At 70.4% G+C, this 19,641-nt stretch carries 16 protein-coding genes; 13 read left to right on the forward strand and 3 right to left on the reverse strand.

What is annotated here, in order from left to right:
- Positions 1–33 precede the first annotated feature (33 nt).
- The 6 genes from ACWEN6_RS14160 (at position 34) to ACWEN6_RS14185 (ending at position 10,173) form a co-directional block, all read left to right on the forward strand.
- The gene (locus tag ACWEN6_RS14160) at positions 34–1,032 is read left to right on the forward strand and encodes a carbohydrate ABC transporter permease (protein WP_452570572.1); all 999 of its coding nucleotides are present in this window, start codon (positions 34–36) and stop codon (positions 1,030–1,032) included.
- Positions 1,029–1,886 carry a carbohydrate ABC transporter permease gene (locus tag ACWEN6_RS14165; RefSeq protein WP_452570573.1) on the forward strand — a complete coding sequence of 286 codons (858 nt, stop codon included), beginning with the start codon at positions 1,029–1,031 and terminating at the stop codon, positions 1,884–1,886. Before ACWEN6_RS14160 ends, ACWEN6_RS14165 begins: the two co-directional genes overlap by 4 nt.
- Before the next feature lie 60 nt (positions 1,887–1,946).
- Positions 1,947–3,332: a glycoside hydrolase family 5 protein gene (locus ACWEN6_RS14170; protein WP_452570574.1), complete on the forward strand. Its 1,386-nt coding sequence runs from the start codon at positions 1,947–1,949 to the stop codon at positions 3,330–3,332.
- A gap of 255 nt (positions 3,333–3,587) precedes the next feature.
- Positions 3,588–6,590, forward strand: a complete 3,003-nt coding sequence (locus ACWEN6_RS14175) for an endo-1,4-beta-xylanase (RefSeq protein ID WP_452570575.1) — start codon at positions 3,588–3,590, stop codon at positions 6,588–6,590.
- Positions 6,591–6,626: 36 nt separating this feature from the next.
- The gene (locus ACWEN6_RS14180) at positions 6,627–8,165 is read left to right on the forward strand and encodes a glycoside hydrolase family 43 protein (protein WP_452570576.1); all 1,539 of its coding nucleotides are present in this window, start codon (positions 6,627–6,629) and stop codon (positions 8,163–8,165) included.
- A 343-nt stretch (positions 8,166–8,508) separates the two neighbouring features.
- Positions 8,509–10,173 carry a glycoside hydrolase family 27 protein gene (locus tag ACWEN6_RS14185; protein WP_452570577.1) on the forward strand — a complete coding sequence of 555 codons (1,665 nt, stop codon included), beginning with the start codon at positions 8,509–8,511 and terminating at the stop codon, positions 10,171–10,173.
- Positions 10,174–10,275: 102 nt separating this feature from the next.
- Here the strand turns inward: ACWEN6_RS14185 and ACWEN6_RS14190 are convergent, their stop codons facing one another.
- The gene (locus tag ACWEN6_RS14190; RefSeq protein WP_452570578.1) at positions 10,276–11,082 is read right to left on the reverse strand and encodes a hypothetical protein; all 807 of its coding nucleotides are present in this window, start codon (positions 11,080–11,082) and stop codon (positions 10,276–10,278) included.
- Positions 11,083–11,337: 255 nt separating this feature from the next.
- Here ACWEN6_RS14190 and ACWEN6_RS14195 point away from each other — a divergent pair, with 255 nt between their 5' ends.
- Both ACWEN6_RS14195 and ACWEN6_RS14200 read left to right on the forward strand, forming a co-directional pair.
- Entirely contained in the window at positions 11,338–11,901 is a 564-nt protein-coding gene (locus tag ACWEN6_RS14195; RefSeq protein WP_452570579.1) for a TetR/AcrR family transcriptional regulator, read from the forward strand.
- A gap of 50 nt (positions 11,902–11,951) precedes the next feature.
- Positions 11,952–12,398, forward strand: coding sequence for an SRPBCC family protein (locus ACWEN6_RS14200; RefSeq protein ID WP_452570580.1), 447 nt, complete (start codon positions 11,952–11,954; stop codon positions 12,396–12,398).
- Positions 12,399–12,581: 183 nt separating this feature from the next.
- On the opposite strand, the gene ACWEN6_RS14205 is transcribed toward ACWEN6_RS14200, so the two are convergent.
- Complete coding sequence (locus tag ACWEN6_RS14205) at positions 12,582–13,565, reverse strand: superoxide dismutase (protein ID WP_452570581.1); 984 nt, start codon at positions 13,563–13,565, stop codon at positions 12,582–12,584.
- A gap of 222 nt (positions 13,566–13,787) precedes the next feature.
- On the opposite strand from ACWEN6_RS14205, the gene ACWEN6_RS14210 reads away from it, so the two are divergent.
- The 5 genes from ACWEN6_RS14210 (at position 13,788) to ACWEN6_RS14230 (ending at position 18,237) form a co-directional block, all read left to right on the forward strand.
- Positions 13,788–14,006 (forward strand): hypothetical protein, encoded by a 219-nt coding sequence (locus tag ACWEN6_RS14210; protein WP_452570582.1) that lies wholly within the window; start codon positions 13,788–13,790, stop codon positions 14,004–14,006.
- A 150-nt stretch (positions 14,007–14,156) separates the two neighbouring features.
- Complete coding sequence (locus ACWEN6_RS14215) at positions 14,157–14,510, forward strand: tetratricopeptide repeat protein (protein ID WP_452570583.1); 354 nt, start codon at positions 14,157–14,159, stop codon at positions 14,508–14,510.
- Positions 14,511–14,774: 264 nt separating this feature from the next.
- Positions 14,775–15,488 (forward strand): sensor histidine kinase, encoded by a 714-nt coding sequence (locus tag ACWEN6_RS14220; protein ID WP_452570584.1) that lies wholly within the window; start codon positions 14,775–14,777, stop codon positions 15,486–15,488.
- Between the two features lie 235 nt (positions 15,489–15,723).
- Positions 15,724–16,635 (forward strand): RNA polymerase sigma-70 factor, encoded by a 912-nt coding sequence (locus ACWEN6_RS14225; protein WP_452570585.1) that lies wholly within the window; start codon positions 15,724–15,726, stop codon positions 16,633–16,635.
- Positions 16,636–17,487: 852 nt separating this feature from the next.
- The gene (locus tag ACWEN6_RS14230) at positions 17,488–18,237 is read left to right on the forward strand and encodes a hypothetical protein (protein WP_452570586.1); all 750 of its coding nucleotides are present in this window, start codon (positions 17,488–17,490) and stop codon (positions 18,235–18,237) included.
- 20 nt (positions 18,238–18,257) lie between these two features.
- Here ACWEN6_RS14230 and ACWEN6_RS14235 read toward each other — a convergent pair whose 3' ends face one another.
- Positions 18,258–19,523: a sensor histidine kinase gene (locus tag ACWEN6_RS14235; RefSeq protein ID WP_452570587.1), complete on the reverse strand. Its 1,266-nt coding sequence runs from the start codon at positions 19,521–19,523 to the stop codon at positions 18,258–18,260.
- Positions 19,524–19,641 lie beyond the last annotated feature (118 nt).

The following is a 19,641-nucleotide window of genomic DNA, read 5'->3' on the forward strand; positions in this document are numbered from 1 at the left end:
GGCTGCGCCCGGGGCTCCACGCTGAGGAAGACGATGACACGACCCGCGCTGACCGACCGGCCCGCGGCCGCGGCCGACCTGCCGCGCCGGGCCGGCCAAGGCTCCGCGCCATCCGCACGCCGTCGCCGGTTCAGGGGTCTGGCGACGATCACGCTGTTCCTGCTGCCGGCGCTCGTGCTGTTCGGGCTGCTGGTGCTGGCGCCCATCGTGCTGGCCGCGTACACCAGCCTGTACAAGTGGAACGGGCTCGGCGGACTGCCGCAGAACTGGATCGGGCTGGACAACTTCACCCGGATGTTCGCCGACGACGTCTTCCTCGGCGACCTGCGCCGCGGCGCCGTGCTGATCATCCTGTCCCTGGTGATCCAGCTCCCGCTCGCCCTGGCGATCGCCATGCTGCTCAACCAGAAGATGCGCGGCCGGACGTTCTACCGGCTGCTGTTCTTCGCCCCGTACGTGCTCTCCGAAGTGATCACCGGTGTGCTGTTCAACATGATCCTGTCGCCGGAGTCGGGCCTGGCCAACCAGATCCTCGGCGCCATCGGCCTTTCGAGCCTGGAGTCGAGCTGGCTGGCCGAGCCGGACACGGTCATGATGTCGCTGTTCCTGGTCATGGTCTGGAAGTACTTCGGCTTCCACATGATCCTCTACTTGGCCGGCCGCCAGTCCATCCCCAAGGAGCTCGGCGAGGCGGCCTCGATCGACGGCGCCGGCCCCTGGAAGCAGTTCCGGTACGTCACCTTGCCGCTGCTCGGGCCGACGATCCGCATCAGCGTGTTCCTGTCCATCATCGGGGCGATCCAGCTTTTCGACCTGGTGTGGGTGCTCACCGCAGGCGGGCCCATCCACTCCTCCGAGACCATGGCCGTCACGATGTTCCAATTCGGCTTCAAGCGCTCCCAGATCGGCTACGGCAGCGCCATCAGCGTCGTGATGTTCCTGATCAGCCTGGTGTTCGCGCTCGGCTATCAGCGGTTCGTCATGCGCCGCGACACACAGGGAGCGATCACCACCATGGGAGACCAGCGATGACCGCGCACGCCAGGGAGCGGACGGGGCCCCGCCTCGGCATGCTCCGCTCCATCTCGCTGCACACGGTCGTGATCATCCTCGGCGCGTTCGTCGTGGTGCCGCTGCTGTTCGCCGTGATCGGCGGGTTCAAGGACACCGGCCAGCTTTCGACCAACCCCTTCGGCCTGCCCTCGCCCTGGGTCCCGGAGAACTACACCGACGTGCTCTTCTCCGGCTCGTTCTGGCGCCAGCTCGTCAACAGCATCTTCGTCGCGGTGGCCACGACGCTCATCGTCGTCGGGCTGTCGGCCATGGCGGCGTACGTGTTCGCCCGGTTCGCCTTCCGCGGCAGGGAGTTCCTGTACACGCTGTTCGCGATGGGGCTGATGTTCCCGTTCGCCGTGGCCATCCTGCCGCTGTTCGTCCTGCTGCGGACCCTGGGGCTGCTCGACAACCCCTTCGGCGTGATCCTGCCGCAGGCCGCCTTCGGGCTGCCCATGACGATCATCATCCTGCGCGCCTTCTTCCGCACCATCCCCCGGGAGGTGGAGGAGGCCGCGACGATCGACGGCTGCACTTCGTTCGGCTTCTTCTGGCGCATCCTGCTGCCGATGGCCCGGCCCGCCCTGGCCACCGTGTCGGTGCTGGCGGTCGTGGCGAGCTGGAACAACTTCTTCCTGCCGCTGGTGATCTTCAACGACCCCAACTGGTGGACCATCCCGCTCGGCGTGCAGCAGTTCACCGGGCAGTACTCCGCCGACACCGCCCGGATCCTCGCCTACATCGTCCTGGCGATGGTGCCCGCCCTCGCGTTCTACGCCGTGGCGGAGCGCCAGCTCATCGGCGGACTCACCGCGGGAGCGACGAAGGGGTGACCGACCCGAACGACATACCGAGCTTCCACGGCCGATAAGGCCATCTCCGAAGGAGCGCTGATGACCCTGCGTGTGTCCGGACCCCAGTTAGTCGCCGCCGACGGTACCCCGGTGCGGCTGCGCGGAGTGGGTCTCGGGGGCTGGATGAACATGGAGAACTTCATCACCGGCTACCCGGCCAACGAGTCGACCATGCGCGACGCCGTGCGCGACGTGCTGGGGGAGGAGCGGGCGGCGCTGTTCTTCGAGCGGTTGCTCACCTCCTTCTTCGGCCCCGACGACGCCGCCCTGCTCGCCGCCATGGGAGCCAACTGCGTCCGGATCCCGGTGAACTACCGTCACTTCGAGTCCGACGACCGGCCGATGGAGATCATCGAGGACGGCTTCCGCCACCTCGACCGCGTGATCGGGCTGCTGGCCGAGCGGCGCATCTACAGCGTCATCGACCTGCACGCCCTGCCCGGCGCGCAGAACCAGCACTGGCACTCCGACAACCCCACCCACGTCGCGTCGTTCTGGCGGCACAGGCACTTCCAGGACCGCGCGGTCCACCTGTGGGAGGTGATCGCCGACCGCTACAAGGACAACCCGTGGGTCGCCGGGTACAACCCGATCAACGAGCCGGGCGACGTCGGCGGCCGGGTCATCGGGCCGTTCTACGACCGCCTGGTCAAGGCGCTGCGCGCCGTGGACCCCGCCCACGTGCTGTTCCTGGACGGCAACACCTACTCCACCGACTTCTCGATCTTCCGTGAGGTGTACGAGAACACGGTGTTCGTCTGCCACGACTACGCGCTCGCGGGGTTCGCCCACGGCGGCCCGTACCCGGGGTACACGCGCGGCGAGTGGGTGGACCGCGGCGAGCTGGAACGGGCCTTCGAGAAGCGCACCACCTTCCAGCGGCAGACCGGCACCCCGCTGTGGGTCGGCGAGTTCGGCCCGGTCTACACCGGAGACCCGGCGGTCGACGCGCAGCGCTACCAGATCCTGGCCGACCAGCTGGAGATCTACGACGGCTACCAGGCCGGCTGGTCGCTGTGGACCTACAAGGATGTCGGGCTGCAGGGCCTGGTGCACGCCGACCCCGAGGGGCCCTACCTGCGGCGCTTCGGCGACTTCGTGGCCAAGAAGAAGCGGCTGGGCGCCGACCGCTGGGGTTCCACGATGGAGGAGTCCTCCGACGTGCTCGCGCCGCTGCACCGGCTGGTCGAGGAGGAGTTCCCGCACTGGGAGCCCTACCCGTGGGGCGCCCGCTACCAGACCGACGACCTGCTCCGGCACATCCTGGTCGCCCAGGCGCTGGTGCCGGAGTACGCCACGCTGTTCGGCGGGCTGGACGACAGCGAGCTGCTCGCCCTGGCCGACTCCTTCGCCCTGGCCGGCTGCGCGCGGCGCGACCGGCTCATCGAGCTGCTCACCGCCAACCTCACCTCGGGCGCCGCCTGACCACGGGAACCGCCTGACCACGGGAACCGCCTGACCACGGGACCCGCCTGACCACGGGACCCGCCACGACCCGAAGTACTCCTGCGACCGGTTCCCCGCGCTCCTCCGGCACCTGACCTCGGGGGAGGCGCCGGAAGCAGGACCGCCCGTATATCCGGCGCGTGATCGCCGGGGCCGACGCCGGCCCCGGCGATCATTGTTGACCGGCCCGCTCCATCCACGGCCCTACTCGGCCTGACCCTGAGGAGACCAGTCATGCGCTTCCCGCGCTCGTGGGCGGCGGCCGCCTTGTTATGCCTCCCGCTGTCCCTGTCGCCGTGCATCACGGCGGGGACGGCACAGGCCGCGGCGCCGGTGACGATAGCGAGCTACGACTTCGAGGACGGCACCGCCCAGGGCTGGTCGCCGCGCGGCTCGGGGGTGTCGGTCGCGGCCGTCCAGGACGCCGCCCACTCGGGCTCGGCGTCGCTGCTGACCACCGGCCGCACCGAGACCTGGAACGGCGCCTCCGTGACCCCGCCCCTGGAGAAGGGGGTCACCTACTCGGTCACCGCCCACGCGCGGCTGACCGCGGGGACGTCCGCGAACACCATCGCCCTGACCGTGCAGCGCACGCCCGACGGCGGCACGACCACCTATGAGAGGGTCGGCGCGGGCACCGTCACCGACGCCGCCTGGGTGGAGATCAGCGGCACCTACTCCTTCACCACCGACTCGCCCGACCTGCTGCTGTACGCCGAGAGCTCCGACGCCACCGCCTCGTTCTACCTCGACGACGTCACCATCACCGCCGACACCGACCCCGGACGGTCCGGTGTGACCACCGACTTCGAGACCGGCACCGCCCAGGGCTGGTCGCCGCGCGCCTCGGCCACGCTGACCGTCGCCACCGACCAGGCCCACGGCGGGACCGCCGCCCTGCTCTCCACCGCCAGGAGCGCCTCCTGGGACGGCCCGGCGCGGAGCGTCCTGGGCAAGATGACCAAGGGGTCGAAGTACACGCTGTCGGTGTGGGTGCGGCTCGGACCGGACACGACCGCCGGCGACCTCGGGCTGTCGGTCGAACGCCGGCTGAACGGGACGGCGAGCTACGACCAGGTCGCCGCGCCCACCGCGATCGCCGCGGGCGGATGGACGCAGCTGAAAGGTTCATACACCCTGGCCTACGACGTGGACTTCCTCAGCGTCTACGTCGAGTCGTCCAGCGGAACCTTCCCGTTCTACATCGACGACTTCACACTGACGTACGTGCCCGCCAAGCCCATCCAGACCGACATCCCGGCGGTCAAGGACACGCTGCCGTTCCAGGTCGGCGCCGCCATCTCCCGCGCCCAGACCCTCGGCGGCCACGGGGAACTGCTGACCCGGCACTTCGACAGCGTCACCCCGGGCAACGCGCTGAAGTGGGACGCCACCGAGCCCCGCGAGGGCGAGTTCACCTTCGCCGACGGCGACTACCTGGTCGACTACGCCGCCGCGCACGGCCTGCGGTTCCGCGGGCACACCCTCGCCTGGCACAGCCAGACCCCCGACTGGGTGTTCAAGGACGGCGACCGGCCCCTCACCGCCACCCCCGCCGACAAGGCCCTGCTGCTCAAGCGGCTGGAGAACCACATCAGGGCCGTGATGGGCCGCTACAAGGGCAGGATCCAGACCTGGGACGTCGTCAACGAGGTCGTGGACGAGAACCAGCCCGACGGCATGCGCCGCAGCCCGTGGTTCCAGGTCACCGGCTACGACTTCATCCGCACGGCCTTCCGCGTCGCCCGCGAGGTCGACCCGGCGGCCAAGCTGGTGCTCAACGACTACAACACCGAGCTGCCGCGCAAGCGCCAGGCGGTCTTCAACCTGGTCAAGAAGCTCAGGGCCGAGGGCGTGCCGATCGACGCCGTCGGCCACCAGCTCCACGTCAACATCGAGCAGCCCGCCGCCGCCGAGATCGAGAAGACCATCGAGCTGTTCGCCGGGCTCGGCGTGGACCAGCAGGTCACCGAGCTGGACGTGAGCGTCTACACCGACTTCGTCTCCACCTACACCACCGTCCCGCCGGAGGTCCTGGCGCTCCAGGGGTACCGCTACAAGGAGATCTTCGACGTCTTCCGCCGCCAGGCCGCCCGTCTGTCCTCGGTGACGCTCTGGGGCCTGGCCGACGACGGCACCTGGCTGTCCACCTTCCCGATCACCCGGCTCAACGCGCCGCTGCCGTTCGACGACGAACTGCAGGCCAAGCCGGCGTACTGGGGCATCGTCGACCCTGCCCAGTTGCCGGCGCTGACCCGCCGCCTGGACGCGCCGCAGGCGAGCGTGAAGATCGACGCCGAGCGCGAGCAGCAGTGGAACCTGCTGCCCGACACGCCGATCGCCCGGGTGGGTGACCTGGCCGCCCGCTTCCAGGCCCGCTGGTCGGCCGCCGGCCTGGCCGTGCTCGCCGAGGTGGACGACCGCACCTGCGACAAGGCCGACACGCTCACCCTGCGGCTCGGCGGCGCCGCCCGCGTGGTCGCGCGGGACGGCCGCGCCTCCTGGTACCGCACCGCCGCCCTCAGGGGCGGATACCGCGCCGAGGCGCTGCTCCCCGCCTCCGCCGCGCTCGGCGGGAAGCTGCCGTTCGAGCTGGTCGCCCACGACGCCAAGGGCGGCAAGGACGTCTCCTGGAAGGGCGAGCTGACGCTGACCGCGCCGGTCAAGCTGACCACCGCCGCCAAGGGCACCCCGGTCGTCGACGGCGTCGCCGACGCCGCCTGGTCCAGGGCCCCCGAGATCACCACCGCCACCTGGATCCAGGGCGGCTCCGGCGCGACCGCCAAGGTGCGGGCCCTGTGGGACGCCGGGCACCTGTACGTGCTCGCCCGCGTCACCGACCCCGCGCTCAGCGAGGAGTCGCAGAACGCGTGGGAGCAGGACTCGGTGGAGATCTTCGTCGACCCGGGCAACGGCAAGAGCAAGGGCTACGACGATGACGACGGGCAGTACCGCGTCTCGTTCTCCGGCCGGCAGACCATGGGCGGCACCTTCGACGCCGCCGGGGTGAAGAACAACCTGGTGAGCGCGGCCAAGGTCGTGCCCGGTGGGTACGTCGTCGAGGCGTCGGTCGCGCTGCCGACCATCACCCCCGCGAAGGGGGACCTGCTGGGGTTCGACGTCCAGGTCAACGACGCGACGGGGGCCGCCCGCACCGGCGCCGTCACGTGGAACGACTCCTCCGGCCGGTCCTATCTGAGCACGGCGGGATGGGGAGTGCTCGAACTGGGCAAGTAGCCCGGATCGTACAGATCGCAACGAGAAAGGCCGTCCGTGGTGCGCTTCAGCAACCCGATCCTGCCGGGGTTCCATCCGGACCCCTCGATCTGCCGGGTGGACGAGGACTACTACCTGGTGACGTCGAGCTTCGAGTGGTTCCCCGGGGTGCCGATCTTCCACAGCAAGGATCTGGTGCACTGGCGGCAGCTCGGTCACGTGCTCGACCGGGCGTCGCAGCTGCCCCTCGACGGCGTACGGCCCAGCGGAGGCATCTACGCACCCACGCTGCGCCACCACGACGGCCTCTTCTACATGATCACCACGCTCGTCGACGGGCTGATGGAGTCGGGCAACTTCATCGTCACCGCCGCCGACCCCGCCGGGCCGTGGAGCGAGCCCTACTGGCTGCCCGAGACCGAGGGCTTCGACCCGTCGCTGTTCTTCGACGACGACGGCCGGGCGTGGGTGCACGGCGCGCGCCCCGCCCGGCAGCGGCGCCACGAGGGCCACACCGAGGTCTGGCTCCGCGAGCTGGACCTCGACGGCATGAAGCTCGTCGGCGAGGAGCACATCCTGTGGGACGGCGCGGTCAAGGGCGCCGTCTGGGCCGAGGGGCCGCACATCTACAAGATCGGCGGGGCCTACTACCTGCTGGTGTCCGAAGGCGGCACCGAGCACGACCACGCCATCAGCGTCGCCCGCGCCGGCAAGGTCACCGGCCCCTACACCGGCAGCACCCGCAACCCGATCCTGACCCACCGCAACCTCGGCCGCGACCACCCGATCGTGGGCACCGGCCACGGCGATCTCGTGCAGACACCCGGCGGCGACTGGTGGATGGTGCTGCTGGCCATGCGCCCGTACGGCGGCTATCACTACAACCTCGGCAGGGAGACCTTCCTGACCCCGGTGCGCTGGGAGGACGGCTGGCCGGTCGCCGGCCTCGTCGAACCCGCCGGGGACGCCCCCTCCGTCCCGCCCTGCCGCTGGCCCGCCCCGCCGGCCTGCGACAACTTCGACACCCCGCGGCTGATGCCCCAGTGGAACCACCTGCGCACGCCCCGCGAGCCGTACTGGACCCTCACCGAGCGCCCCGGCTTCCTGCGGCTGCGCGGCCGCCCCGAGTCGATCACCGAGCGGACCAACCCCAGCCTCATCGCCCGGCGGCAGGAGCACGCGCACTTCGCCGCGCACACCGCCATGGAGTTCGTCCCGGAGAACCGCGAGCGGGCCGGGCTGGCCCTGGTGCAGAACGACGACTTCCACATCCTGCTCGTCATGACCGCCTCCGGCCTGACGGTGATCCGCAGGCAGGACGGCGTGGACCACACCATGGTCCAGGCCGACGTGCCCCCCGGCCGGCTGTGGCTCGGCGTGGAGGCCCACGGGCAGGAGTACCAGATGCTGTACGGCACCCGTCCGGGCGAGTGGCGCCGGCTCGGCGAGCCGGTCGACGGGCGTGTGCTCAGCAGCAGCATGGCGGGCGGCTTCATCGGCGCCTACATCGGCATGTACCTCAGCGGCGAGAACCACCCCACCGGCAACGTCGCCGACTTCGACTGGTTCGAGTACCTCCCTCTCCCGGAGCACTGAGTCACTCCGGCCGCCGGCGGGCATCGGCCGGCGGCCGCGGCGGGATCGTGGTCGCCCGTCTCTCGTCCGCGACGCCCGGTGGACCGCGGCGGTCCCGCGCATGGTCCGGGCTGCAACTTTCAGACGGGATGCGGCGTCGGCGCAGCTCGCGTGATCACGGCTCGTCCCATGCTTGACAGAGATCCAGTGCCGAAGCACTCTCCACTGGACCACCTACGCCCTTGCGTCCGTGACCCACCCGGCTTTCGATTGTTAGCGCTAACAACCGAAAGCCGCCGGTCCGGACGGCGCTCGTCCAGCCTGCCGGACCGAACCGGCCGCCCCGCACCCCCGAGGAGCCTCTTTGCACAGCAAACGGATACGCGCCATTCTCGCCCCGGTCGCCACCGCGGCCCTGGTCCTGGCGTCGGGTGCCGCGGCCGTGACCGCCGCCGCGCCGGCGCAGGCCCTGGAGAACGGTGTGGCGCGTACGCCGCCGATGGGCTGGAACAGTTGGAACACCTTCGGGTGCAACATCAGCGAGTCGCTGATCAAGCAGATGGCCGACGCGATCGTGAATTCGGGGTTGCGTGATCTGGGTTACCAGTACGTGGTGGTGGACGACTGCTGGATGAACTCCACCCGTGACTCCGCCGGGAACCTGCAGGCCAACTCCTCGCGGTTCCCCAGCGGGATGAAGGCGCTGGGGGACTACCTGCACGGCAAGGGGCTGAAGTTCGGCATCTACCAGGCTCCACTGGACAAGACCTGCGCGCAGTACTTCAACAGCTACCCCGGCGCCACCGGCGCCCAGGGGCACGAGGTCCAAGACGCCAGGCAGTTCGCCGCCTGGGGGGTGGACTACCTGAAGTACGACTGGTGCTCGCCGAGCGGCACCATCGACGACCAGGTGCGCACGTTCGCCAAGATGCGCGACGCGCTGGCGTCCTCCGGGCGGCAGATCCTCTACAGCATCAACTCCAACAGCGTGCACGACAAGACCGGGCCACGACGCAACTGGGGCGATGTCGCCAACATCTGGCGCACCACCGAGGACATCACCAACAAGTGGGACACCGGCCAGACCAACGGCTACCCGATGGGCATCCAGAACATCGTCAACGTCACCGTCCCGCTCGCCTCCTACGCCAAGCCGGGGGCGTTCAACGACCCGGACATGATGGAGATCGGCCGCGGCGGCATGACCGACACCGAGATGCGCAGCCATTTCGCCCTCTGGGCGATGATGGCCTCCCCGCTGATCATGGGCAACGATGTGCGCAACATGGACTCCGCCACCCAGACGATTCTGAAGAACGCGAACCTGATCGCGATCAACCAGGACACCCTCGGCCTGCAGGCGACCCAGATCAGCAATGACGGCACCCGCCGCGTACTGGCCAAAAAGCTCAGCAACGGCGACGTCGCGGTCGCCCTGTTCAACCAGAGCGGCAGCACCACCACCATCTCCACCACCGCCTCCGCGATCGGCAAGTCGGGCAGCTCGTTCACCCTGACCGACGCCTGGACCAACGCCACCACCAGCAGCACCGGCTCCATCTCGGCCGGCGTCCCGGCGCACGGCACCGTGGTGTACCGCGTCAGCGGCGGCGGCACCGTCACCCCGTCCCCGACGCCGTCGAGCACGCCGTCGAGCACGCTGGTCAGCGCGGCGTCCGGTCGTTGCCTGGACGTGCCCAACAGCAGCACCACCAACGGCACCCAGCCGGTCATCTGGGACTGCAATGGCCAGGCGAACCAGCGCTGGACGTTCAGCGGGCAGAGCATCCAGGCTCTCGGCAAGTGCCTGGACGCGCCGGCCGGAGCCACGGCCGGTACGAAGGTGCAGATCTGGGACTGCAACGGTGGAACCAACCAGCAGTGGAACCTCACCGCCGAGGGCACGATCCGCAGCGTGCAGTTCAGCAACCTGTGCCTGGACGTCTACAACAACAACACCGCCAACGGCACCACGGTGATCCTGTGGACCTGTGGCTCCGCTGCGAACCAGCGATGGAGCCGGGTGTAGGCGAGCCGCGGCCACCGGCCACGGAGTTCCGCGAGACAGGCCGTCGCGCGGCGGGCAGGGTCGACGTCCTGCCCGCCGCGCCGGCGGGTCAGGCGGCCACGGTCAACGTGCGCTGGTCTCCCAGACCTGGTTGAGCTGACCGCTCAGTGGCGTGTAGTCGATCCTGACGGCGACGGGGCGCTTCGCGGACCTCAGGGCCTTGGTGAAGTCCGCCGTCGAGCAGTACTTGTGGCCGAGGCCGTTCTTCTGGGCGTTATGGCGGTCGGCCGCCCAGGCGGCGCCGCACGAGCGGGTGGTGCGGCTGAACGACAGCCCCGTGTACCCGAGCTTGATCGGCTTCCCGCCCCTGGTGAACATGACCGTCGTGTCGTTCACCCGCTTGATCGTGCCGTAGGCGGTCTTCGGCGAGCCGGGCATGGCGAGGACCTCGTAGACGCGCGTGGTGGCGCCCAGCGAGATCCTGACCGGCGTGGGCCCGAGGCCGAGCGCGAACGTGAGATCGGCCGGCTTGCAGCGGGTGGTGCCCAGCCCCTTGGCGTCGACCTTGGCGACGCCCTCGGTCTCCTTCAGACCGCACGCCGAGGTGATCCTGCGGACGTCGGCACGCGCGTAGGCGACGCGCTTCTCCTTGGCGCCCACGATGGGAGCGAAGGTGTAGCGAGGAGGACCGCCCTTCGGGTGGAGGGTGGCCTTGAGCGGCCTGACGCGCAGGACGCCCTTCCCGTCCGCCCACGCGAACCCGTAGATCACCCTGGCCCCGGACGTGGCGAAGCCCGCGGACGTCGCGGAACCCGCGGTCGACGGGGAGGTCACGGTCGTCGCGACCGGCGCGGCCGCCTGAGCCGAGCCGGTGATCGGAGCAACGGCACAGAACGCGACGAGCGTGGTGACGGCGAGCGGGCGCAACATGAAGTCGATCTCCTGGGATGGATCAGGCCAGATGTACGGCCCGACCTTATGCCCCCTGATCGCCCACCCAAAAGGGACAAATACCCATAAACAAAGAACCGACCGGTCGCCGAGCCAGGACGACTCCCCGCTCGTCGGCCCCCCCAACGTTCAGACCGGTCCGGCGTCTGAACGACTGGCGACGGTGATCGCCCGTCCGCGGTGGTCAATCGCGTGCCCTGCGGCCGCTACATTACAGTCGTAATGGAGGTGGGCATGCGAGAACGGTGGATGCCTGATGCGCGCCGCACCGCGGTCGCCGACGCGGTGGGAAGGCTTCTGATGCGCGGCCACGGCACGTTCCCCGGCATGCGGGAGATCGCCGCCGAGGCCGGGGTGACGACCGGGACCCTGCAACACCACTTCAGCACCAAGGAGGAGATGCTCCTGTTCGCGCTGGAACACCACTGCCGGCGCTGCGCCGACCGGCTCCGGGCCCGGTCAGGAGAAGACGCGCGATCCCCGCGTCAGGTGCTGTCCGCGATCGTCAGGGCGTTGCTTCCACTCGATGAGGAGCGCGCCGCCGAGACGAGCGTGGCCAAGGCGTTCGTGTCGCACGCCACGACCCACCCGGGTTTCGCCGAGCACTACCGCGCGCAGCGGGAGATCCTGCTCGATCTGCTCAGGGAACAGTTCGAGCGCGCGGACGTCCCGCGTCCTGCGGTCGCCGCCACGGTCCTGTCGCAGGCGATCGAGGGGATGCGTACGGACTGCCTGCTGCTCGGCCCGGACGCCGTCCAGATCGACGCCGTCCTCGACCAGCTTCTTCCGCGTGCGTGACACCAACGCCACGCCGTCTTCGCATTCACCCTCGTTCACCGGGAGGCCGCATGAAAAGCGTCGAGTTCAGCACCACGACGATCCTGTCCGCTACCGTCGTGGAGGTCTTCGAGCACCTGGCCGACCCGGACAACCACGTCGGCCTGTCTCCGCTGGTCGTCGAGGTCCGCGACGTCCGCCGCGGGCGGGACGCGGTGCACTTCACGGCGGTCGAGCGGTTCACCTTGGGGCCGTTGCGTCACGACAACGTCATCGAGGTCACCCTGCACCTGGGAGAGGGCGCCATAACCGGCGACGTGGTCAGCCCCGGCGGCGTCCGGGTGGCCTACGGCTACCGTATCGATGCGGTGGCCGGTGGAACCCGGGTGGTCGACCACTACCGGCTGTCGGCGCCCTTGGGGCTGCTGCGGTTCGCGACGAGCCAGGCGAAGAAGGTACAGGTGGCACGCGGCAGGGAACTGGCACGCCGTTTCGCGGCGAAGCGTTCCCAGGCGTGACAACGAGGGAGGCGAGCAGGCCGGCGGCCGTGCGCTCCGCACGCCGACACCGTGAGCGGACCTGACCCGAAGGCCTCCGCTGAAAGCGGGCACCCGTCGAGCGGCTCGCGCGCGAACTTCGGTTCCAGGACGCGTGGGTCGTAGGGCGGTGCGCCTGGAACCGGAGCTCGGTGGTGCGGGGGGTCAGGTGCGGGCGACGGCCACGACGTTGTAGGGGGTGGTGGGGGTGGGGGGTGTGGTGAAGCGGCCGTTGGGGAGGTAGAGGCGGTCGCCGAAGGCGGCGATCGTGGTGGGGATGTCGAAGCGGTCGTCCACCAGCCTGCGCACCACCTTCCCTGAGGTGGCGCCCCGTTCCAGGAGCAGGGACGTCACGGTGTTCAGGCTGTTCTGCACGACGTGCAGGACGCGGCCGTCCAGCAGCAGGCCGTCGCCGTCGATCAGGGACTCGCCGCCGAGGTCGATCGTGGTGGCGACGCCTGTCGAGGGGGCGACGCGGAACAGCTTGCCGGTGCCCGACTGGACGATGATCAGGCCCGTGCCGTCGGGGGTGGGGGCGATGCCGTTGACGTTGAAGCCGGCCGTGTAGACGATGTCGCCGGTCAGGGGCACCCGCACCGCCTCGGCCGGCAGCGCTCCGCCGCGTCCGAACGGCAGTTTGTACAGCACCGGGTTGACCGAGTCGGTGAAGTACGCCGCGTCAGGGGTGAGCGCGACGTCGTTCACGAACGAGGCTTCGGTGGCCAGGCGGTAGCTCGCGAGCACCGCGCCGCTGCGGGTGTCGATCACGCGGGCGTCGCCGCCGGTGCCGCCGGCGACGAACAGCCGGCCGCGCGGGTCGATCTTCAGGCCGAGCGAGGGGGTGCCGGGTCCGGGGCTGATGACGCGGCCCTGCCCCGTGCGCAGGTCCGCCCGGTAGATCTCACCGGTCGCGCGGGAGCCGAAGTACGCGACAGGGCCCGGGCCGATGGCGATGCCCTCGGGCGGGAAGCCGTCAGGGAGGGGGAACTCGCTCGGATAGGCCTGGTGAGCCGGCCCGCCCGCGGGTTTGAAGGTTCCGGAGACGGAGGTCGGGGACGTTCCGGGGCTCGCTCCTGTCTCGGCCGTCGCGGCGGCCGGCGCTCCGACGAGCAGACCCAGGAACCCGGCTAAGAGAACTGCCACCTTCATCAGACAACATCCCATCTGTCGCGATTTACGGCGAGTGTGGTGATCGTATCCGACGGCCGGCGAGTGATCCGTTCGCAAGGATCCGCCGTCGCGGCTCACGGCGGATTCGTCCCTGCTGGCGTCCAGACAGGTCAAAGGCCGCTTTCCGTAGATCCCGCTTGGTCCCGATAGGCTGCGGCCGTGACGAGCGCCCCCTGTTTCAAATGCGGTTCGCCGCAAGTCATGGAGGACGTTGAAATGCGCGACCGCGCCTCGAACGGCCCGGTGCCGCTGCGCGTTCACATCGTGGAGCCGGAGCCGCCCGACCACGGGTTCATCTGGAAGCAGGGCTCGGCGTCAGGGACGATCCGCGCCCGCATCTGCGCTTCGTGCGGCTACACCGAGTTGTACACCGACAACCTCGCCGCCCTGTACGAGAGCTACCGCAAATCCCACCTTTAACCGGTTCACCCTCCTCGGCCACCTTGAGACGTCGAGGCCGGTCGTGAGAGCCGGACCTGACGTCGCGTCCCCGGGAAGAGAGGCGGGGGTGGGGGTGTTGTGGGGCGTCGGGCGTCCGGCGGGTTGCCGGGGCCGCGAGGGGAGAGGTCGATGAGCTACGAGGAGTACCAGCGCGGGTGCCTGTTCTTCGAGGCCAGGGACTATGCCGAGGCGGCGCGCATCCTGGCGCCGGTGGTGGCCGCCGAGCCGGGCAACCGGGCGGCCGTCGAGCTGCTGGGCAGGGCCTACTTCCACAGCGCCCAGCTCGGCCGCGCCGAGGAGAGCTTCCGTCGCCTGCTGGAGCTCGACCCGGCCAACGGCTGGGCGCATGAGGTGCTGGCCCGCACCCTGGAGCGCCGCAGCCGCCACGACGAGGCCGACCGCTACCGCAAGCTGGCCCGCGCGATGGGCGCGGAGGAGCTCGAGGGCACCGACGTGTCGGTGTACGCCGCGAACCTCGCCTAGCTGGTGCGCGCCGCCCCGAACGTGCACGGGTCCGGCGCCGTAGACGGCGCCGGCCTCGCCGTCAGGTGGAGGGGCGCAAGCTTTGGCAGGAGGGCGGGGCTGTCACGAATGTGGGGGGTGTTCGGTCTCAGTGGGTGACCGGCCGATGATGCGCCGACCCGAGCGGGGACTCGACCCGGGCGGAAGGGCGGGAGGCCGTGGTCTGCGGGCCGTACCGCCCGCCTAGGCCGTTGGCATCATCGGGATCTCTGGGGGGAGTGCATGATGACCTTGACATGTGTGGATCCGGCCGTCGAGCGGGACCTCGTCCGGCAGCGCCGGTTCGCCGCCGACGCCGCCCATGAGCTCCGCACGCCCCTCGCCGGGCTGCGGGTCAAGCTCGAGGAGGCCGGGCTTCATCCCGAGCAGACCGACCTGTCCGCGCTCATGGAGGCGGCGCTCGATGATGTCGACCGGCTCCAGGCGATCGTCCGCGACCTGCTGTTGCTCACGCGGGTGGCGGCGGAGGCGCCCTCCCCCCATCAGCCCGTCGACCTCGCCGCGGCGGTCCGCGACCAGGTCGACCCGAGGCAGGGCGGTCCGGACGTCCGGTTGCGCACCGTCGCCGCGGTGACCGTGGACGCGGTTCCCGCCCACCTCGGCAGGCTGCTCGCCAACCTGCTCGACAACGCGCGCAAGCACGCCCGGCGGTGGATCCAGGTCCAGATCCGCCCGCACGACGCCATCGCCGAGCTCACCGTCACCGACGACGGGCCGGGCATCCCCGCCCATGAGCGTGAACGGGTGTTCGAGCTCTTCGCCCGTCTCGACGCCGCCCGGTGCCGTGACGCCGGCGGCACCGGTCTCGGCCTGGCCATCGCCCGCGACATCGCGAGGGCGCACGAGGGCACCCTGCATGTGGAGGACGGGCCCGGCGGCGGCGCCCGCTTCGTACTCCGGCTCCCGCTGGCCGCCCGCCCGGCCCTGGGGACCTGCTGACCCGCCGTGACGGAGAGCCGGAGGGCTGTTGGCCTGTCGGGGCGGTGGTGGCTGTCCGTCCTGTCTGCTCGGTGGCCGGCCGAGGGGCCTTCCAGGCTCTCCGTGGGGTGGGCCGGCATCCGCGGGCGTCGTCGAGGGGGGCGGCGTTCGCGTGGCTCCGGTGGAGGTGGCGGTGCCGGCCCTTTATAGGGTGCTTTGTGGAGGGGAGACGGGAAGCGGGGAGGCGAGCACGATCATGCAGTCCGGAGATCCGCGGGCGGCCGGTGAGCTCGACCAGGCCGTTTCGGTCTTCGCCGGACTGCGTCCCCGGCTGTTCGGCATCGCCTACCGCGTGCTCGGCAGCTCCACGGAGGCCGAGGACGTCGTGCAGGAGATCTGGGTGCGGTGGCAGACCACCGACCGCGACGTCGTGGCCGACCCCGCGGCGTTCCTGGCCACGGCGACCACCCGCCTGGCCATCAACGTCGCCATGTCGGCTCGCAAGCGGCGCGAGGTCTATGTCGGCCCGTGGCTGCCCGAACCGGTGGACACCGGCTCCGGCCCCGAGACCGGAGCCGAGCAGGGCGCCGAGCTGGAGCTGGCCGTCCTGTTCCTCCTGGAGCGGCTCTCGCCCACGGAACGGGCGGCGTACGTCCTGCGGGAGTCCTTCGACTACCCCTACGGCGACATCGCGGGCATCCTCGGGCTCAGCGAGGCGAACACCCGGCAGCTGGTGAGCCGGGCGCGCAAGCACCTCGCCGCCGAGCGCCGCACGCCGGTCAGCTCGACCGCGCACCGGCGGCTGCTGAAGGCGTTCCTCGCGGCGGCGCGGAAGGGCGACCTCGCCGCCCTGGAGGAGCTCCTGGCCGCGGACGTCGTCAGCTACTCCGACAGCGGGAGGGCCATGCGGAACGTCGCCAGGGTGCCCGTGGCCGGGCGTACGCGGGTCGCGAGGTTCATGGTCGCGTTCGCGCCGAGGTTCTGGCCGGGCACGGAGATCACGTGGATCGAGGCGAACGGGCGCCCCGCGGTGCTGATCTCGCAGGGCGAGAACGTCACCGCGTTCCTGACCATCAGCGCCTCCTCGGAGGGCATCGACCGGCTGCTGTGGGTGATGAATCCGGACAAGCTCGCGGTCATCGCGCCGGCGGGAGCGGGGTCGAGCTAGGCGTACCGCGACGGGCCCGGCCATACCGTTCAATACCGCGTCAGACGAGGCTATTTCAGGGGTATTTAGAGTATTTCGGGCAGGATCGTATCCGCGCCGGCCGCGCTGTGCCGGGCCGTTCGGTGACGTGATTTGGGCGGGTTGGGGCCTCTACTGGCGAGTATTCAATGCTATTTCCGGTACTGGTGGGTCTCATGGGATCACGTGCACCACAATGGAAATATGGCTTATCCTCCCCAGTCGCCCCAGCCCCAGCCGAGGGATGAGGACCAGTACCAGGCGGTGGGAGGGCCCCCGGCGCCGCCACCCGGATACGGCTCGCCGGCCGATGCGCCGCAGGGGCACGGGGGATACCCGCCGCCGGGCGCGGAGCCGCCCCCGGGGATGGGATATCCGCCGCCGGAGGCGGGACCGTATCCCGGCCAGGGTGTTCCGCCATCGGGAGCAGGGCCATTCCAGGGCGGAGGAGCGCCCCAGGGTGGAGCGCCCCAGGGTGGAGGGTCGTACCCGGGGCCGTACTCGGACGGGAGGACGCTCGTCGACGGGGGGTACCCGTCCGGAGCGGGAACGTCCCAGGCCGGCGGGCCGTATCCAGGTCGAGGGCCGTATCCAGGTGAGGGGCCTTATCCGGGTGGAGGGCCTTATCCGGGTGGAGGGTCGCCCGCCGACGGGGGATACCCGCCGGGCGCGGGGGCGTCCCAGGGTGGGGCGCCGTACCCCGGTGCCGAGTACCCGCCGAGCGGCGGAAGGCCATATCCCGAGCAGGGGCGCCAGTTGCCCGGCGGGGGGCCGTATCCCGAGCAGGGGTATCAGATGCCGGGCGGAGGGCCTTATCCGGGCGGGGGATATCCGATGCCGGGCCAGGGGCCGCCGCCGCCCGCCAAGAGCGGTAAGGGTGTGCTCGTCGGGCTGATCATCGGTTTCACCGTCGTGCTGCTGGGCGGCGGGGCCGTGCTGGCGGTCATCTACGCCAACTCCAAGCCGGCCAGGCGCGACGTGGCGGTGCAGGTGCCGACCTTCGATCCGCCCACGGACCGGGTGGCGCCCTCCGCCGACCCCTCCGCCGAGGAGTCGCCCGCGAGTGAGCCCGGCGAGCCGACGGCGACTCCCAGCCAGACCGCGACGTCGCGCCGGACCGAGCCGGGGACCCGGCTCACCAGCGCGGAGTTCGACGACTGGAACTTCAAGTTGGGGAGCGTCAAGTACAGCGCGCGCAAGGTCGGCGGCTGGGACTACGACAGCTGCGCTTCCGTCGACGGCAAGGGCGTGCTGGCCAGGTACGGCTGCGACCGCGCCGTCCAGGTCGCCTACTCCGCCTACGGCGGCAACCTCAAGGCCGTGCAGATCCTGCTGGCCTTCTCCGCCGAGACCGACGCCAAGACGGTCGCCGCCCGGCTGCAGAAGCTCTCGCCCGACGCGGTGAGATGGCGCCGGGACCAGACGCACGCGAGCTACGCCTACGGCAAGATCCGCTGGGGCCAGACCGGGAACTACGTGGTGGTCACGGTCGTCACCGCCACCAGGGCGGCCGCCGCGAAGGCCCCGAAGTTTCACGGCTATCTGCAGTCGGACACCCAGAGCTACTTCCTGTTCCGGCACTAGCGGCCGGCGGTGGGGCGCGGTCAGGGGCCGCTCAGCAGGGGGAGCCGCAGGACGAAGCGGCTGCCGACCGGGGAGTCCTCGATGACCAGCGTCCCGTCGTGGTGCTGGGCGATGTCGCGGGCGATGGCCAATCCGAGGCCGGTGCCCTGCTTGTCCTTCTCGCGGCCCGAGGGCAACCGGGTGAAGCGCTGGAACACCAGCTCCCGCTTGTCGGGAGGGATCCCCTCCCCGTCGTCGATCACCTGGAGTTCGGCGGTCGCGCCGAAGCGTTCCACGATGACGGTCACCGTGGAGGTGGCGTGCCGCTCGGCGTTGTCCAGCAGGTTGGTCAGCAGCCGCAGCAACTGGAGCCGGTCGCCGCTGACGACCACGCCGGGACGCAGGTGCAGCACGACGCGCCTGCGCCGGGGGCGGCGGCCGACCTCGGTGCGCACCAGCTCGGCCAGGTTGATGTAGCTGCGCGAGATCTTCTCACCGGCGTCGAGCTTGGCCAGCACCAGCAGGTCGGTGACGATGGCCTGCAGCCGGTCCAGGCTCGAGACCAGAGCTTCGGCGATCTTCACCCAGTCGGCGTCCTCCGGGTGCAGCAGGGCCTCCTCCACCTGCGTGCGCATGGCGGTGATGGGGCTGCGCAAGTCGTGGCCGGCGTCGGAGGCGAAGCGCCGCTGTTGCTCGACCGCCTGCTGCAGGCGGTCCAGGGTCTGGTTGACGGTGACGGCGAGGGCGCTCAGCTCGTCGTGGCGCGCGGAGACCGGCACCCGGCGGCTGAGATCCGAGACGGTGATCTCGGCCAGCTCGTGGCACACGTCCTCGACGGGCTCGAGCGCCCAGTGCACAAGACGGTGCGTCCCGAGCGCGGTGGCCCCGGTCAGCGCGAGGCAGGCGCTGCCGACCAGCAGGAACAGGACAGGGTTCACATACCAGGGGATGGGCTCCCCGACGCCGTACATCGTGTAGTCGCCCTCGGGCCGGTAGACGCGCAGCGCCACGACGTCCGGGCACCTGTCCGGGAATCCCGGTGGTGAGCAGACTCTCCGGTAGGCGACCACTGCCTTCTCCGACGGGACGAACCGGGCCATCGGCGGCAGGCCGACCAGGTCGGGAGTCGCCGCCAGCACACGGCCCGAGGTGTCCACGATCTGGATGTGCCGTGCCCGGCCGTCCGGCGCCAGGACGGACCTCAGCCTGCCCTCGTGGAGCATGCGGGAGACGTGCATGAGGTTCGCCACGATCTCCTGGCGCTGGTGGGACTCCGCGAGCCGGTACAGTCCGATGAAAACGAGCACGCTCGCGCCCACGCATAGCAAGGCCGTCATGACGCTGGCGACCCACGTCAGCCTGGTCCGCACGGACCAGTCGCGCCAGAGCCTCACTGAGCCCCCTTGTCCGCCTCGTGATCACCCT

It is taken from the genome of Sphaerisporangium sp. NPDC004334, from assembly GCF_053602655.1.